General features: G+C 69.8%; 15 protein-coding genes. 6 read left to right on the top strand and 9 right to left on the bottom strand.

Annotation, left to right across the window (positions count from 1 at the left end; translation table 11 throughout):
• Window positions 1-19: 19 nt before the first annotated feature.
• Entirely contained in the window at window positions 20-985 is a 966-nt protein-coding gene (locus FHX80_RS19410; protein ID WP_145765345.1) for a hydrogen peroxide-inducible genes activator, read from the bottom strand.
• Window positions 986-1,117: 132 nt separating this feature from the next.
• Between FHX80_RS19410 and FHX80_RS19405 the strand changes: the two genes are divergently transcribed.
• Together FHX80_RS19405 and FHX80_RS19400 are read left to right on the top strand one after the other, a co-directional pair.
• Window positions 1,118-1,672, top strand: coding sequence for a peroxiredoxin (locus FHX80_RS19405; protein WP_123461343.1), 555 nt, complete (start codon window positions 1,118-1,120; stop codon window positions 1,670-1,672).
• Window positions 1,673-1,684: 12 nt separating this feature from the next.
• Entirely contained in the window at window positions 1,685-2,218 is a 534-nt protein-coding gene (locus FHX80_RS19400) for an alkyl hydroperoxide reductase (RefSeq protein ID WP_145765344.1), read from the top strand.
• 74 nt (window positions 2,219-2,292) lie between these two features.
• Here the strand turns inward: FHX80_RS19400 and FHX80_RS19395 are convergent, their stop codons facing one another.
• The 4 genes from FHX80_RS19395 to FHX80_RS19380 all read right to left on the bottom strand — a co-directional run bounded on the left by FHX80_RS19395 (window position 2,293) and on the right by FHX80_RS19380 (window position 7,345).
• The gene (locus FHX80_RS19395) at window positions 2,293-3,708 is read right to left on the bottom strand and encodes an AI-2E family transporter (protein WP_145765343.1); all 1,416 of its coding nucleotides are present in this window, start codon (window positions 3,706-3,708) and stop codon (window positions 2,293-2,295) included.
• Window positions 3,709-3,844: 136 nt separating this feature from the next.
• On the bottom strand, window positions 3,845-4,558 hold the full coding sequence (locus FHX80_RS19390) for an aggregation-promoting factor C-terminal-like domain-containing protein (protein ID WP_145765342.1): 714 nt from the start codon (window positions 4,556-4,558) through the stop codon (window positions 3,845-3,847).
• A gap of 391 nt (window positions 4,559-4,949) precedes the next feature.
• The gene (gene phoH2 / locus FHX80_RS19385) at window positions 4,950-6,272 is read right to left on the bottom strand and encodes an RNA 5'-3' helicase PhoH2 (RefSeq protein WP_145765341.1); all 1,323 of its coding nucleotides are present in this window, start codon (window positions 6,270-6,272) and stop codon (window positions 4,950-4,952) included.
• A 311-nt stretch (window positions 6,273-6,583) separates the two neighbouring features.
• The gene (locus tag FHX80_RS19380) at window positions 6,584-7,345 is read right to left on the bottom strand and encodes an isoprenyl transferase (protein WP_145765340.1); all 762 of its coding nucleotides are present in this window, start codon (window positions 7,343-7,345) and stop codon (window positions 6,584-6,586) included.
• A 191-nt stretch (window positions 7,346-7,536) separates the two neighbouring features.
• Between FHX80_RS19380 and mgrA the strand changes: the two genes are divergently transcribed.
• On the top strand, window positions 7,537-8,586 hold the full coding sequence (gene mgrA, locus FHX80_RS19375) for an L-glyceraldehyde 3-phosphate reductase (protein WP_145765339.1): 1,050 nt from the start codon (window positions 7,537-7,539) through the stop codon (window positions 8,584-8,586).
• Window positions 8,587-8,956: 370 nt separating this feature from the next.
• Here mgrA and FHX80_RS19370 read toward each other — a convergent pair whose 3' ends face one another.
• From FHX80_RS19370 to FHX80_RS19360, 3 genes are all read right to left on the bottom strand, one after another.
• The gene (locus FHX80_RS19370) at window positions 8,957-9,415 is read right to left on the bottom strand and encodes a hypothetical protein (RefSeq protein WP_145765338.1); all 459 of its coding nucleotides are present in this window, start codon (window positions 9,413-9,415) and stop codon (window positions 8,957-8,959) included.
• 69 nt (window positions 9,416-9,484) lie between these two features.
• Window positions 9,485-10,297: a class I SAM-dependent methyltransferase gene (locus tag FHX80_RS19365; RefSeq protein ID WP_145765337.1), complete on the bottom strand. Its 813-nt coding sequence runs from the start codon at window positions 10,295-10,297 to the stop codon at window positions 9,485-9,487.
• 157 nt (window positions 10,298-10,454) lie between these two features.
• Complete coding sequence (locus tag FHX80_RS19360; protein WP_145765336.1) at window positions 10,455-11,330, bottom strand: prepilin peptidase; 876 nt, start codon at window positions 11,328-11,330, stop codon at window positions 10,455-10,457.
• Window positions 11,331-11,434: 104 nt separating this feature from the next.
• On the opposite strand from FHX80_RS19360, the gene FHX80_RS19355 reads away from it, so the two are divergent.
• From FHX80_RS19355 to FHX80_RS19345, 3 genes are all read left to right on the top strand, one after another.
• Window positions 11,435-11,818 (top strand): DUF192 domain-containing protein, encoded by a 384-nt coding sequence (locus FHX80_RS19355; protein ID WP_145765335.1) that lies wholly within the window; start codon window positions 11,435-11,437, stop codon window positions 11,816-11,818.
• Window positions 11,819-11,952: 134 nt separating this feature from the next.
• Window positions 11,953-13,443 (top strand): Hint domain-containing protein, encoded by a 1,491-nt coding sequence (locus tag FHX80_RS19350; protein WP_145765334.1) that lies wholly within the window; start codon window positions 11,953-11,955, stop codon window positions 13,441-13,443.
• Window positions 13,443-13,832 (top strand): hypothetical protein, encoded by a 390-nt coding sequence (locus FHX80_RS19345; protein ID WP_145765333.1) that lies wholly within the window; start codon window positions 13,443-13,445, stop codon window positions 13,830-13,832. Before FHX80_RS19350 ends, FHX80_RS19345 begins: the two co-directional genes overlap by 1 nt.
• Before the next feature lie 79 nt (window positions 13,833-13,911).
• On the opposite strand, the gene FHX80_RS19340 is transcribed toward FHX80_RS19345, so the two are convergent.
• Window positions 13,912-14,691 carry a hypothetical protein gene (locus FHX80_RS19340; protein WP_145765332.1) on the bottom strand — a complete coding sequence of 260 codons (780 nt, stop codon included), beginning with the start codon at window positions 14,689-14,691 and terminating at the stop codon, window positions 13,912-13,914.
• Window positions 14,692-15,026 lie beyond the last annotated feature (335 nt).

Here is a 15,026-nt window from a genome sequence, read left to right as displayed (position 1 = left end):
CGGCCGGCCGGGCCCGTGATCAGGTCCGGCCGGCCGTCGCCACCCGTACCGGCAGCGTCGTCATCGCCCCGCGCAGCGCCGCCGCGAACTCCTCGAACTCCTCGTGCCGGGCCGCCCCCGTCCGCATCCCGAGCGCGACCCGCCGGGCGGGTGCCGGATCCGCGAAGTACCCGGTGGTCAGCGCCTCGTTGCGGGCGGTCTCGACCGTCACCGCGGTGCGCGGCAGCAGCGTCACCCCGAGCCCGCCGGCCACGAGCTGCACCAGGGTGGAGAGCCCGGCCGCGGTCGTGGTGACGGGCGCGCCCTCGGTACGGCCCGCCTCCCGGCAGATGTCGAGCGCCTGGTCGCGCAGGCAGTGCCCCTCGTCGAGCAGCAGCAGCGGCAGCTCCCGCAGCGCCTCGCGCGGGATGTCGGCCCGTCCGCCGAGCCAGTGGCTGCGCTCCATGACCAGCACGAAGTCCTCCTCGAAGAGCGGGAGTTCGGTCACCCCGGGCACCCCGAGGGGCACCGCGAGCAGCAGCAGATCGAGCCGCCCCGCGGCCAGCCCCTCCAGCAGCGAGGAGGTCTGTTCCTCGTGCACCTGGAGGTCGAGGTCCGGGTAGCGCTCATGGACCAGTCGCAGCACGGTCGGCAGCAGGTACGGGGCGACGGTCGGGATCACGCCGAGCCTGAGCACCCCGGTGAAGGGCGCCCGCACCGCTTCGGCCTCCTCCATCAGCTCACCGACGGCCTCCAGCACGGCGCGGGCCCGCACCGCGAGCCGCTCTCCGGCGGGCGAGAGCAGTACCTTGCGCGTCGTGCGCTCGATGAGCTGGACACCCAGTGACTCCTCCAGCGCCGAAACGGCTCCGGAGAGTGCGGGCTGACTCATCCCGATGGCCGCCGCCGCGTCCCGGAAGTGCAGATGTTCCGCCACCGCCGCGAAGGCGCGCAGCTGAGAGAGGCTGGGCTGTTTGGGCCGGTTGCCCTGGTTCGCCTGCGCCACTGATAGGCACCTCCGATCATCACGACCGAGTGTAGCTATTTCCGCGATCAATGCACTCTGTGCCATGGTGGGAACCGTCCAACCCTCAGGAACTCCCCCAAAAAGGGAATTCCTACGCTGCAAGGAGAGCGCGTGCTCACTGTCGGTGACAAGTTCCCCGAGTTCGACCTGACTGCTTGTGTTTCGCTGGAGAGCGGCAAGGAGTTCGAGCAGATCAACCACAAGACCTACGAGGGCCAGTGGAAGATCGTCTTCGCGTGGCCGAAGGACTTCACCTTCGTGTGCCCCACCGAGATCGCCGCCTTCGGCAAGCTGAACGAGGAGTTCGCCGACCGCGACGCCCAGATCCTCGGCTTCTCCGGTGACTCCGAGTTCGTGCACCACGCCTGGCGCAAGGACCACCCGGACCTGACCGACCTGCCGTTCCCGATGCTGGCCGACTCCAAGCACGAGCTCATGCGTGACCTCGGCATCGAGGGCGAGGACGGCTTCGCGCAGCGCGCCGTCTTCATCGTCGACCAGAACAACGAGATCCAGTTCACGATGGTGACCGCCGGTTCCGTGGGCCGTAACCCCAAGGAGGTCCTGCGGGTCCTCGACGCCCTGCAGACCGACGAGCTCTGCCCCTGCAACTGGACCAAGGGCGAGACGACCCTGGACCCGGTCGCGCTCCTCTCGGGCGAGTGAGCTGACACAGACATGGCACTCGACGAACTGAAGGCCGCCGTTCCGGACTTCGCCAAGGACCTGAAGCTGAACCTCGGTTCGGTCATCGGGAACAGCGAACTGCCGCAGCAGCAGCTCTGGGGCACCGTCCTCGCCTGCGCGATCGCCTCGCGCTCGCCGAAGGTGCTGCGCGAGCTGGAGCCGGAGGCGAAGGCCAACCTCTCCGCGGAGGCGTACACCGCCGCGAAGTCGGCCGCCGCCATCATGGCGATGAACAACGTCTTCTACCGGACCCGGCACCTGCTGTCGGACCCCGAGTACGGGACGCTCCGTGCGGGCCTGCGGATGAACGTGATCGGCAAGCCGGGCGTGGAGAAGGTCGACTTCGAGCTGTGGTCGCTCGCCGTCTCCGCGATCAACGGCTGCGGCCAGTGCCTGGACTCCCACGAGCAGGTGCTGCGCGCGGCCGGCGTGGACCGTGAGACCATTCAGGAAGCCGTCAAGATTGCCTCGGTGATCCAGGCGGTCGGCGTGACCCTCGAAGCCGAGGCCGTTCTCGCCGAGTAGCACCCGCAGTACCCATGAACGAGAAGGGCCCCGAGGACGACCGACCGTCCTCGGGGCCCTTCTTTCGTGCCCGCTCAGATCTTCTTCGGCGCGTGGTCCACCGGCTCGTCGTCGCTGCCGTCGTCGATGTCCTCCGGCGGCGATCCGGGTGCCGGGGTCGGCGCCGTGTCCAGTGCGGTCGAGCCGTGCGGTGGCGGCGAGTGGCGCCGGGACTCCTCCTGCCCGTACGACCGCAGATAGCCGACCACGGTATTGGTCACCGCGACCAGCGGCACCGCGACGACCGCACCCCCGATGCCCGCGATCATGCCGCCCGCGGCGACCGAGAGCACCACGGCCAGCGGATGCACCCGCACCGCGCGGCCCAGGATGAACGGCTGCAGGACGTGGCCCTCGATCTGCTGCACCGCCAGCACCACCACCAGCACCATCAGTGCCGTGAACACGCCCTCGGTGACCAGCGCGACCACCACGGCCAGTGCGCCGGAGACCACCGCTCCGACGAGCGGGATGAAGGCGAAGAGGAAGATGAAGACGGCCAGCGGTACGGCCATCGGCACATTGAGGAAGTAGATCCCGAGCCCGATGAAGATCGCGTCGATCATCGCGACTATGACCGTGCCCCGCACATAGGCGGTCAGCGTCCGCCAGGCGCGCGGACCGGCACCGGCGACACCCGGCCGCGCCTGGGCGGGCACGAGCTTCAGCACCCAGTGCCAGATGCGCTTGCCGTCGTACAGCAGGAACAGCGTGGAGAACATCGCCAGGAGCATCCCGGTGAGGAGCTCCACCATCACCGTGACGCCCTGGAGTCCGGCGGACGTTATCGCCTCGGTGTTGGTGCCGACGGTGTCGCTGAGGTTCTTCGCGACGTCGTTGATCTGCTGGTCGGTGACATGGAGCGGGCTGTCCAGCAGCCAGTTCTTCAGGTCGTCGATACCCGTGCGCACCTTGTCGGAGAGGGTGTCGATGTTGTCCATCACCTGCCAGACCACGAACCAGCCGACCAGGCCCATGATCACGAAGCCCAGGACCGCGGTGACCGCGGTGGCCAGTCCACGCGGCAGTCCGTACCCCTTCAGCCGGGCGACCGTCGGCTGGAGCATCGCGGTGACGAAGAGTGCGGCGACGAAGGCCAGCACCACCAGCTGCACCGCGCTGATGACCCGCATCAGCACCCAGAGGGTGCCCGCGAGCACGAGCAGCCGCCAGCCGGCCTCGGCGGCGACCCGCATCCCCCAGGGGATCGCCGCGACCGGATCGGGGCGCGCGGCGACCGAGGGCGCGTACGCGGGCGGTGGCGGCACATGGTCGGCGGCGGCGCCCTTCGCGGACCCGGCCCCCGGCACCGCGTCGGCCGTCACCGGCGCACCCTCGTGCACCGCCCGGTCGTCCTCGTCGTCCGCCTCGACGCGGAGTTCCTCCAGGCGCTCACCCATTTTGGTCAGTTCGGCACCCAGCTGTCCGAGCCATCCCGGCAGTTTCGACATAACGGTTCCTCTACCCCCGTCCACTCTCCCCACCGCTCCCCCCGGAAGCGGTCCCGCACGACCGTACATGCGCGAAGCCCCTCACCGTAGGACGGCGAGGGGCTTCGTGAGGTTGAGAACCGAACCTCGGAAGGTTCTAGTACCAGTGGTTGGCCTGCCAGAAGGACCAGGCACCGCACGGGCTGCCGTAGCGGCCGTCCATGTAGCTGAGGCCCCACTTGATCTGGGTAGCCGGGTTCGTCTGCCAGTCGGCACCGGCGGACGCCATCTTGGAGCCGGGCAGTGCCTGGACGAGGCCGTAGGCACCGGAGGACGGGTTGCTCGCCCGGTAGTTCCAGGTGGACTCGTGGTTCACGATGTTGCTGAAGCACTGGAACTGGTCGCCAGGAATCATCTGACGCGCCATCGCCTGAACCTCGGCGACGGAGTACGAGCCCTGAGTGGCGAACGCGGAGGCGCTGCGGACCTCGGAACGGCTGGCGCGTTCGGCAGCGTCCTTCTTGTCCTGCTCGGCCTTCCGCTCCTTCGCCAGCTGGTCCTCGGCCGCCTGCTTCTTGGTCTTGGCGTCCTTGGCGGCCTGGATGCGGGCCGATTCCTCCGCGGACTTCTTCGCCGTCGCATCGGCCGCGGACGCCTGGGCGTCGGCCTGCTGCGTCAGCGAAGCGGTCTGCACCTGGGCCTGCTGGCCCGCGGGGATGTCAGCGAGCAGCGTGGTGTCGGCTGCGGTGGCCTCGAAGTTGTTGTCGTCGACAGCAGGGGTGCTGCCCGCCGCAACTCCTACGACGGCGCCTACGGTGGTTACCGCTGTGGCAGATGCCACAGCGAACCCCCGGACCGAGATCCGGCTCACACGGTGTCCTTCCAGCATCGCCCGCTTAGGTGACCTCGCGGGCGCAATCGTGCCCCTGAACGCTGGCCTCCCTACTGCTTGGGTCACGGGAGGCACGGGCCCGGTGGGCGACTCCCCGGAGGAAGCGCCGCGTGGTGCTCGCGGGCGGCATACGGACGGCGATTGTTGAGTTGTGAGGTGCGGTGCACCTCTGAAGGTGCGGGTGTGCCGTATGCGGGGCCTGACGGAAGCAAGACTCTGCCGGAACGGAACGCCGGGAAGCAATTATCCGTTGCGTGTGAAAGCTCACACCTCGTTTGGAGCATGTGAATTGCGGAAATGGCACCGCAACACGATGCCGCCCGGCTAAGCTCTCTGGCTCGCCGGGCGGCACCAACTGTCCCATCCCCTGTCAGATCTGACCTTCCTCCAGCATTTCGGTCACCAGCGCGGCGATGGGCGAGCGCTCGGACCGGGTGAGCGTGACGTGGGCGAAGAGCGGGTGTCCCTTCAGCTTCTCGACCACGGCGACCACTCCGTCGTACCGGCCGACCCGGAGGTTGTCCCGCTGGGCCACGTCATGCGTGAGCACCACCCGGGAATTCGCCCCGATCCGGGACAACACGGTCAGCAGGACGTTCCGTTCCAGCGACTGGGCCTCGTCGACGATCACGAAGGCGTCGTGGAGCGACCGGCCCCGGATGTGGGTGAGCGGCAGCACCTCCAGCATGCCGCGCCCCAGGACCTCCTCGATGACGTCGCGCCCGGCGACCGCCGAGAGCGTGTCGAAGACCGCCTGCGCCCAGGGGCCCATCTTCTCGGCCTCGGAACCGGGCAGATAGCCGAGATCCTGCCCACCGACCGCGTACAGCGGGCGGAAGACCATCACCTTCTTGTGCTGCCCCCGCTCCAGCACGGCCTCCAGACCGGCGCAGAGCGCCAGTGCGGACTTACCGGTGCCGGCCCGGCCGCCGAGCGAGACGATGCCGACGTCCTGGTCCAGCAGCAGATCCAGGGCGATGCGCTGCTCGGCGCTGCGGCCGTGGATGCCGAAGGCCTCCCGGTCGCCGCGGACGAGCCGGACGTTGCCCTCCGGCGTCACCCGGCCGAGCGCCTTGCCGCGCTCGGACTGGAGGACCAGACCGGTGTGCACGGGCAGATCGGCGACCTCGGGGATGTACAGCGTCTCCTCTCCGAAGAGCAGATCCACCTGTTCGGCGGAGAGGGGCAGATCGCCCATACCCGTCCAGCCCGCGTCGGTGATGGCGAGTTCGGCGCGGTACTCCTCGGCGAGAAGGCCGACCGACGACGCCTTGATACGGAGCGGCAGATCCTTGGAGACGACCGTGACGTCGTACCCCTCGGCCTGGAGATTGCGCGCGACCGCGAGAATCCGTGAGTCGTTGTCCCCCAACCGGTAGCCGGCGGGCAGTACGCCGGGATCGGAATGGTTGAGTTCGACGCGCAGCGTCCCGCCCAGATCCCCGAGCGGGATCGGGGCATCCAGCCGGCCGTACCGGACCCGGAAGTCGTCCAGCAGGCGCAGGGCCTGCCGGGCGAAGTACCCGAGCTCCGGATGCTGCCGTTTGGCCTCCAGTTCCGTGACCACGACGATCGGGAGCACGACTTCGTGCTCGTCGAACCGGGACATGGCGTTCGGATCGGCCAGCAGGACGCTGGTGTCGAGAACATAGGTGCGCCTGTCGGGCATGCGGCGCTTTGTGCTGGTCACCACGGAAGGACGTACCCCCTCGGACGAGGTTGGGGTGCGACGACGTCGCGGAGCATCCCAAAGGGAGAGGACGGACCGGGCTTCGGCCACCTTGCGCGGGCCGAGCGCCGGCCCTCGACGTCAGCCGCACTGTATGTACGGTCCTTCGTGTGCAAAGGGCCTCCCGGGCGAGCGGACTCCATGCCGCTCACTTGGTGACGACGTCCGCCTGGTTCCTGACCGGACGTCGACCTGTCAGGGGTATGCCCTGGAACCCGCGAAGACATGCCGCCCGAGCCGCTCCGTCACGCGCGGCGGTGGGGGCGCCTGTGGTGTCAGCCGCCGTAGCGGCGGTGGCGGGCCGCGTAATCACGCAGGGCCCGCAGGAAGTCGACCCGGCGGAAGGCCGGCCAGAAGACCTCGCAGAAGTAGTACTCCGAATGGGCGCTCTGCCAGAGCATGAAGCCCGAGAGGCGCTGCTCCCCGCTGGTCCGGATCACGAGGTCGGGGTCGGGCTGGCCCCGGGTGTAGAGGTGCTCGGAGATCAGGTCGGTGGAGACGATCTCCGCCAGGTCCTCGAAGGACGTGCCCTTCGAGGAGTGGTCGAGCAGCAGCGACCGCACCGCGTCCGCGATCTCCTGCCTGCCGCCGTAGCCGACGGCGACGTTGACGAGTATTCCGTCGACCCCGATCGTGGCCTGCTCGGCCTCCTTGAGGACCGTCTGGGTGTGCGCGGGCAGCAGGTCGAGCGTGCCGACGTGGTGGACCCGCCAGCGGCCGTCCGCGACGAGGTCCCGCACGGTGTTCTCGATGATGCCGAGGAGCGGGATGAGCTCGGACTCGGGCCGGTCGAAGTTGTCCGTGGACAGCATCCAGAGGGTGACGACTTCGACGTCGGTCTCGCTGCACCAGCCGAGGAGTTCCTTGATCTTGTCCGCGCCCGCCTGGTGTCCCTCCGCGGCGGTGCCGCCGGAGGCCTTCGCCCAGCGCCGGTTCCCGTCGAGGATGACACCGATGTGCTTGGGCACCTGGGCGTGATCGAGGCGGGCCTCCACCCGGCGGGCATAGAGCCCGTACACCAGGTCGCGCAAGTTCACTGAGTCCACCTCTCGGTTCCGTGCGGGCCCGCCCGCCGCCTTGCCCGGGGCTGTCCCCTCTGGGGACCGCCGCACTGGGAGGGGCTGATCGCCCCGGCCGTGCCGTGGCAGTCCCGAAGCCGCCACATTACTGCGCGGTCGCCGCACCGGCCCAACCCGGCCTGTCACAAGTCCGTGATAGAGAGGGAAACGTGACTGATTCCCCTTCTCCCCATTCCTCATACCGGGCCGCCGGGTCGCGCTACGACTCCATGGAGTACCGCCGCACCGGCCGCAGCGGCCTCAAGCTCCCGGCCGTCTCGCTCGGCCTGTGGCACAACTTCGGCGACGACCGCACCCTCGACTCGCAGCGCGCCATTCTGCGCCGCGCCTTCGACCTCGGCGTGACCCATTTCGACCTGGCCAACAACTACGGCCCGCCGCCCGGCTCCGCCGAGCTCAACTTCGGGAAGCTCTTCCGCCAGGACTTCGCCCCCTACCGCGACGAGCTGGTCATCTCCACCAAGGCCGGGTACGACATGCACCCCGGCCCGTACGGCGAGTGGGGCTCGCGCAAGTACCTGCTGTCGTCGCTCGACGCCTCCCTCAAGCGGATGGGCCTCGACCACGTCGACATCTTCTACTCCCACCGCTTCGACCCGGACACCCCGCTGGAGGAGACGATGGGGGCGCTGGCCTCCGCCGTGCGGCAGGGCAAGGCGCTGTACGTCGGGGTGTCCTCGTACAACTCCGAGCAGACCGCCGAGGCGGCCCGGCTGCTCAAGGAGATGGGCGTGCCGGCCCTGATCCACCAGCCGTCCTACTCGATGATCAACCGCTGGACCGAGGACGACGGTCTGCTGGACACGCTGGAGGCGGCCGGCATGGGCTGCATCTCCTTCGTGCCGCTCGCCCAGGGGCTGCTGACCAACAAGTACCTGAAGGGCATTCCTGAGGGTTCGCGCGCCACTCAGGGCAAGTCCCTCGACCCGGACCTGCTCTCGGACGAGGTGGTGCGCCGGCTCAACGGGCTGAACGACATCGCGCACCGGCGCGGCCAGTCGCTGGCCCAGCTGGCCCTCAACTGGGTGCTGCGCGACAGCCGTATGACGTCGGCTCTGATCGGCGCGTCGAGCGTGCGGCAGCTGGAGGAGAACGTCGCGGCGCTGGCCGGGCCGGCTCTGTCCGCGGCGGATCTGAAGGAGATCGACACCTTCGCCGTGGATACCGCGGGCACCAACATCTGGGCCGGACGGGCCTGACGGTCCGCACCTCGGCGGGTGCCGCGGCCCCGCTTGCGCGGGGGCACAAAAAAACGGGCCGGTCCGTGGGGGGGGTTACGGACCGGCCCGAGGGGGGGGTTACACCATAACCCTTCGTAAGTGATGCTGTGTGCATCGCCGTCAAATAATTACTCTCCGAATGTGCGGGACTCCGTTGTGAGCACGGAATACGGGGTTCCGGAGCCTCTGGACCTGCGCGGACGCCCGGGAGTGTCGCCTTGACGCCGGAGGTGTCCACGAGAGATGCACAGGACGTCCACATTCCGGCTGTGAGCGGCCGCCGCCGGGGTTCGCGACGCCGGTGCCCTCCGGATGGCGTCGGCGTCCGCCTGCCCGTGGCCGCCTGCCGTCAGGTGGCCGACGCGGCGCCCCGGTGGCCCCGGGTGAACCTGATTCCCACGGTGTCGCCGCCGATGACCACGAAGCGGCCGCCCTCGCAGCGGATGACGGCCTCGTGGACCTCGCCCCGCTCGTCCCGGCGCTCCTCGGTGCTCAGCACCGTCCAGCCGCCGTCGGGCGGTTGCGGCAGGTTCGCCATCGCGGCGAACTCCCACTGCGCGGCCGGTACACACCAGTCGGGAAGGCGTGGCCAGGTACCGGCGCCGACGTGCAGGGTGCCGTCGGAGGCACAGGTCAGAATCACCGACTGGCTGTCGGAGAGCAGGAATTCGACGGCCTCCGGCTCACCCATCCGCCCCTCCGGGCGGTAGAAGACGCCGAGGACACCCACGATCCGTGCGCCTCTGAGCCATTCGGAGTTCCCCTGCCGCGGGCTGCGCGTGGCTTCTTCGTCGCTGCCGACCCTCATGGCCTGCTCCTTCCCTGTGCGCTGAGCGACCAGAGTGCCATCCTTCCGGCGTGTGAAGGGCATGGGGCCTCAGACCGGCCGCCCGGGTTTGCGGGCCTCGACCAGAAAGCGGGTGGTGTGTGCGACGAACGGCCCCTCGGTCTCGATCCGGCGGTGCAGTGCGGCGAGTTGTGGCCGGTACCGCTCGACGGTGAAGCCCGGCACCATCCAGATCACCTTGCGCAGGAAGTAGACGACGGCGCCGATGTCGAAGAACTCCGCACGCAGTCGCTCGAACCGCAGGTCGACGACTTCGAGTCCGGCCGCCTCGGCCGCGGCGCGCGCCTGTTCCGGGTCGCGTCCGCCGCGTACCTCCGGCGGCTGCGGGCCGAGGAAGTACTCGACGAGTTCGAAGACGCTGGCCGGGCCGACCTGCTGCGAGAAGTACGTGCCGCCGGGCGCCAGGACCCGGGCGATCTCGTCCCACCAGGTGGTCACCGGATGCCGGCTGACGACGAGGTCGAAGGCCGCGTCGCCGAACGGCAGCGGCGGCTCGTCGGCGTCCGCGACCACGGCCGCACCGAGCGGGTGCAGAAGGGCGGTGGCGCGGGCGATGTTGGGCGGCCAGGACTCGGTGGCGACGGTCAGCGGCGGCAGTTTCGGCGCGGAGGCGAGGACCTCGCCGCCGCCGGTCTGGATGTCGAGCGCGGCGCTCGCCCTGCCGAGCCGCTCCCCCATGGCACGGGCGTAACCCCAGGAGGGCCGTTCCTCGGTGGCCCGGCCGTCGAGCCAGGAGAAGTCCCAGCCGGCCACGGAGACGGTGTCCGCCTCGGTGACCAGGGCGTCGAACCGGGCCCGCCGGGCCGCCTCTGCCGCTTGTGTGTCCTCGGGTGTTCCGGCCATACCGAATGGTCTCAGCCGGGCACCGCCGCACGCGACCGTAATAGGACGGGGCAGGGGCAGTTGGCGGACGAGGGCCGGGCTCAGGCCGCCAGGCCCGCCACGCCGCCACGCCGCCAGGCCGCCACGCCCGTCAGGCCCGTCACGCCCGTCACGCCCGTCAGGCCGTCAGGCCGCCGAGGAAGATCCCCACCAGTGCACCGGCGATCATGAACGGGCCGAACGGGATGCCCGTCTTGCGCCCGGCGCCGCGCATGATCATCAGGGCGAGACCGTACGCCGCGCCGAACAGGAATCCGGCGAAGCCCCCGGCGAACACGACGGCCCAGCCGTACCAGCCGAGCGCCACGCCCAGCGAGAGCGCGAGCTTGACGTCGCCGAAGCCCATTCCGGTCGGGTTGATGAGGAAGAGCAGGAAGTAGAAGGCGCCGAGGGCCGCTCCGCCGAGCAGGGCGGACAGCCAGGAGCCGCCGTGTTCCGGGAGCAGTACGGCAATGCCCAGGAGGGCCGCGGCGATCCCCGCGGCCGGCAGCGTCAGCTCGTCCGGCAGCCGGTGGACGCGGCGGTCGATGGCCGCGAGGAGTACCGCGACGGGGGCGAGCAGCAGCCACACGGCGAGCTCGGGGCGGGCCCCGGTGGTCGCGGCGACTGCGGCGCAGCCGAGGGTGGAGACGACGGGGACGAGGAGGGACGGTGCGTAGCGTGGGCCGCCGCCGCGCGGCGTCGTGCCCGCGGCGTCCGTAGCCGTGACCGTTCCTGTGTCCGTTTCCGGATCGGCCTCCGCGTCCGGCTCCGGCTGGGCCGCCCCTGGCCCGGTGGCCGTGTGCACGGCGATGGCCGCCCCCACCTCGGCGCAGGTCGTACAGCGCGTGGAGCCGAGCCAGCCGCGGCCCGGCCCGGTGAGGGCATGGCCGGCTGGGCAGGTGTCCCGCCATGCGTCCTCGGGTTCGACGGAGAACCGGTAGGCCGCGCGCGGGACCAGCAGTCCGGTCGCGGCGCCCCAGAGGGCGGCGACCCCTATCAGCATGGCGTACACGTCACCGACCCTAGGCGCCCCCGCGTACAGGGGGCATGGGCCCTGGGGCCCACAGCGCGCCGTTACGGGCCCATAGGCCGTCACGTGGCGCTACCGTCATGGCCATGGCTCGATGGCGCAATGGCACAGGAACGCTCACGATCACGGACCAAGAGGGGGAACGGCAGGCAGAGATACCGCTGCGGATCGCGGCCTCGTACCGTCACCGGAGCCGCGGGCTGCTCGGGCAGGACGGCATCGACGGCGCGCTGCTGATCACGCCGTGCGGGAGTGTGCACTCCTTCCGTATGCGGTTCACGATCGATGTGGCCTACCTGGACCGGAAGTTGAACGTGGTGGCGGTCCACACGATGAAGCCGGGACGGCTGGGACTGCCGCGGATCCAGGCCCGGCACGTGATCGAGTCGGAGGCCGGTGCGATGGCGAAGTGGGGGCTGCGGCCGGGCATACGGGTGGAGATCGCCCAGAGCGACGAGGAGCTCGGCTGAACAGCCGCCGCTGAGCCCGGAGATGGGGCCGGGGGCCCAAGACGACGGGGGTGCCCGGAACCTAGTGTCGAGACATGTCACAGTCGGGGGTCTTTCGTCGGGTACGCCGAGTGCGTCGCAGGTTTCGGCATGCCGTGCCGCGAACGGATGCGCGTCTGCTGGGGTTACGTGGCGGGCGCAAGCGCCGTGGACGGCGCGACCGGGGTCAGGGTGCGCTGGAGTATCTGGGTCTGGTCCTGGTGGTCGCGGCGGTCGTCGGCGCGTTGGTGGCGACGGGGATCGGCGCCGATCTGACGGAGAAGATCGGGGTTCAGGTCTGCCGGATCGGTGGCGGCGGGAACTGCGGCGGCGACGGTAACGCCGGCGCGCGGAACGGCGGTTCGAACAGTCCGGGCAACGGTGACCCGGCGTCGGACAGGAATCCGGACGGTTCGGCCAAGACTCCGGCACAGATCGAGTACGACAAGGCGCTGAAGGGCCTTGAGGACGCGCAGAAGGAATCGAAGTCCAACGGTGACAAGGCGCTCGAGGCCGCGAAGGAACTCGCGAAGATCCTCGCCGACGAGCTGGGCATCACCGACGCCCTGGACTGCATCACCAAGGGCGACATGGGCGCCTGCACCGAAACCCTCATCAACGTCCTGCTGAGCCTGATCGGCGGCGCGGTCGGAAAGCTGGGGGCGAAGTACGGGGCGCCCTGGAAGTGGAAGAAGGCCTACAAGCTCATCAAGAGCTTGAAGAAGCACGGCACCGAGCTCTACGACGGCCTCAAGGGCCTCATCAAGAGCCGGAAGAAGGTCAAGGAAGCCGAAGAGGCCCTGGAGAAGGCCGGAAAGAAGGTCGAGGGCGAGAAGAAGAGCCCGCCGAAGAAGGACGAGAAACCCAACTGCAAGGTCAAGCACAGCTTCCTGCCCGGTACGCGGGTACTGCTCGCCGACGGACGTACGGTCTCCATCGAGGCGGTCCGGGCCGGTGACCTGGTCGAGGCCACGGACCCGGACAGCGGCCTGACCCGGGCACGCCGCGTCGAGCGGTCGATCACGACCCACGACGACAAGGACTTCACCCGCCTGGTCTTCCGCACCTCCGGCGGTCCCGCGGTGATCACCGCGACCGACACCCACCCGTTCTGGGTGACCGGCGAGCGGCGCTGGGCCGACGCCGGCGACATCTCCCCGGGTATGGACCTGCGTACCCCCGACGGTTCCGTGCTCACCGTCGCCGGTGTCTCCCGCTACACCCAGCGGCAGACCACCCACGACCTCACCGTCAACGGCATCCACACGTACTACGTGCTGGCCGGCGGCGTCCCCCTCCTGGTGCACAACAACTCCTGGTGCACCGACGAGGACCGGTTCGAGGACGCCGACGACATCGCCAAGGGGCACGCGGACGGCAAGCACGCCGGTGACTTCCCCGGTCTGTCGCAGAAGGATCTCGCCGACCTCACCAAGGACGTGATCAAGAATCCGTCGCGGACCAAGGAGCTGGGCGGCGGTCGGAAGGCGTTCCTGGGCAAGGACGGCACGACTATCGTGATCCACGACCCGATGAGCCCGGACGGCGGAACCGTGTTCCGGCGGGACCCGGCCAAACTCGAGAAGTACTGGGAAGAGCTGAACTGATGCCGGGAAGCGAAGTGGCGGCGAGCGAACTGCTGACCGAGGACGAGACGAGGCTGCTGCGGCGGGCGCTCCTCGAATGGGGCGGCCCGGCCCGGTGCAGCGATCAGCTCGCCGTCGGTATGGGGTTCGCGGACGCCCGGGATCTCGTCGACCGGACCGATCTGCTGCGTGACGCGCTCGGCGACGACGTCCCGCTCCCACCGGCGGACTGGGCACGCGTGCTGCTGGCCACGGAGATCGTCTTCGTCAGCGACCTCGCGGGCACGGGTGTCGAATGGCCGACGACCACCGGACTCGCCGACGAGCCGACCATCCGGATGCTGCGGTCGATCCAGCGGAAGCTGGGCAGGACCGTCAGGCCCTACTACGGGAAGAGCCCGGGCGCCTGACCCGGGGCGCGCACCTGCGCAGCGGCGACAGGGCCCGGACCGTGCCGGTCCGGGCCCTGTCCCTCGCGACTGCTCCGGGTCAGGGCAGCTTCGCGGCCTGGGCGGTGACCAGCTCGGCCGGGAGCTGCGGGGTCTTCGTGTCGAGGAAGTTGGCCACGTAGAAGGTGACGACGGTCGACCCCGTCCGAACCAGCTGGAAGACCAGCGGCACCTTGTCCCCCTCGATGCTCCCGGTCACCTGGTAGGCGATGCTCTCCTGGCCTGCCCTGGGCAGGTTCAGCCGCTTGACCTGGGTGTACGAGGAGGGGCCGTCCTCGCTCGACGTACGGAATCCGCCCGCGCAGGCATGGACCGCGTCGCGGACATCGCGCATGATCTGCTGCGCGGAGCCGTTGGGGTGCGAGGTGAGGATCTCGGTGACGACGGTCTGGTCGTCCTGGCCCTCCTCGGACTTGTCCATGACGGTACGGAAGACGGTGGCGGCCGCGGCGGGCTCGGGGGCGCCGTTGATCACGGCGACCAGGGGCCGGCAGTCCTCGTTCTCGGACTTCTCGGTGCCGGTCTCGTCGCCGCCCTGCATGGGGGTGACCTCATAGTGCGCCACCTCGCCGGTGGTCAGGGCCACCTTGGCGAGCTCCGCCTTGCTGAGGACCTTGCCGCTGCTGGTGGGCGTCGAGGTGGGGTCCGGGGCGGCGGAGTCACCGGCGGCCGGGTCCTGGGTGTCCGTACCGCTCGGCTTCGCGGACGTACCGGCTCCCTTGCCGTCGTTCCCGGGTTTGTCGTCGGAGGGCCCGCAGGCGACGGCCGCGAGGCAGAGCACTGCTGTGGTGGCCGCCATGGCTGCCGTACGTGCCTTCATTTCTCACCGCTCCTGACCGGCGAACCGCTGACGCGGACGCGCATGCATACGGACTCCGCACGCTAACAACCCGATCGACGCGGACGCGTGGGCCCAGGGGCCCAACCCGCGGCGAGGAGCCCCGCCCGGCTCGCCGCTCCGCCGTGCCGCTCAGGTCCTGCCCGACTCCTTGCAGGAGCGCTTCCAGCGCGGCGCGGACGGCGGCGATGTTCTCCCGGTTCACCGCGACCTCGCTCGGCGCTTCGGTGCCGGCCCTCCAGGCGTCGGCCAGGCCGTGCACCGCCGGAGGGAACAGCGGTGTCTCACCAAGCTGGGGTCGACGGCCCAGCGCACGG

The organism is Streptomyces brevispora (assembly GCF_007829885.1).
Taxonomy (GTDB): Bacteria; Actinomycetota; Actinomycetes; order Streptomycetales; family Streptomycetaceae; genus Streptomyces; species Streptomyces brevispora.
Note: the sequence above shows the minus strand (reverse complement) of the source record. Positions and strands in the feature narration are given on the sequence as shown.

Coding starts and splice junctions, on each gene's coding strand:
- FHX80_RS19400 (WP_145765344.1), top strand. CDS start 1,685: ATGGCACTCGACGAACTGAAGGCCGCCGTTCCGGACTTCGCCAAGGAC.
- FHX80_RS19395 (WP_145765343.1), bottom strand. CDS start 3,708: ATGTCGAAACTGCCGGGATGGCTCGGACAGCTGGGTGCCGAACTGACC.
- FHX80_RS19370 (WP_145765338.1), bottom strand. CDS start 9,415: ATGAGGGTCGGCAGCGACGAAGAAGCCACGCGCAGCCCGCGGCAGGGG.
- FHX80_RS19365 (WP_145765337.1), bottom strand. CDS start 10,297: ATGGCCGGAACACCCGAGGACACACAAGCGGCAGAGGCGGCCCGGCGG.
- FHX80_RS19355 (WP_145765335.1), top strand. CDS start 11,435: ATGGCTCGATGGCGCAATGGCACAGGAACGCTCACGATCACGGACCAA.
- FHX80_RS19345 (WP_145765333.1), top strand. CDS start 13,443: ATGCCGGGAAGCGAAGTGGCGGCGAGCGAACTGCTGACCGAGGACGAG.
- FHX80_RS19340 (WP_145765332.1), bottom strand. CDS start 14,691: ATGAAGGCACGTACGGCAGCCATGGCGGCCACCACAGCAGTGCTCTGC.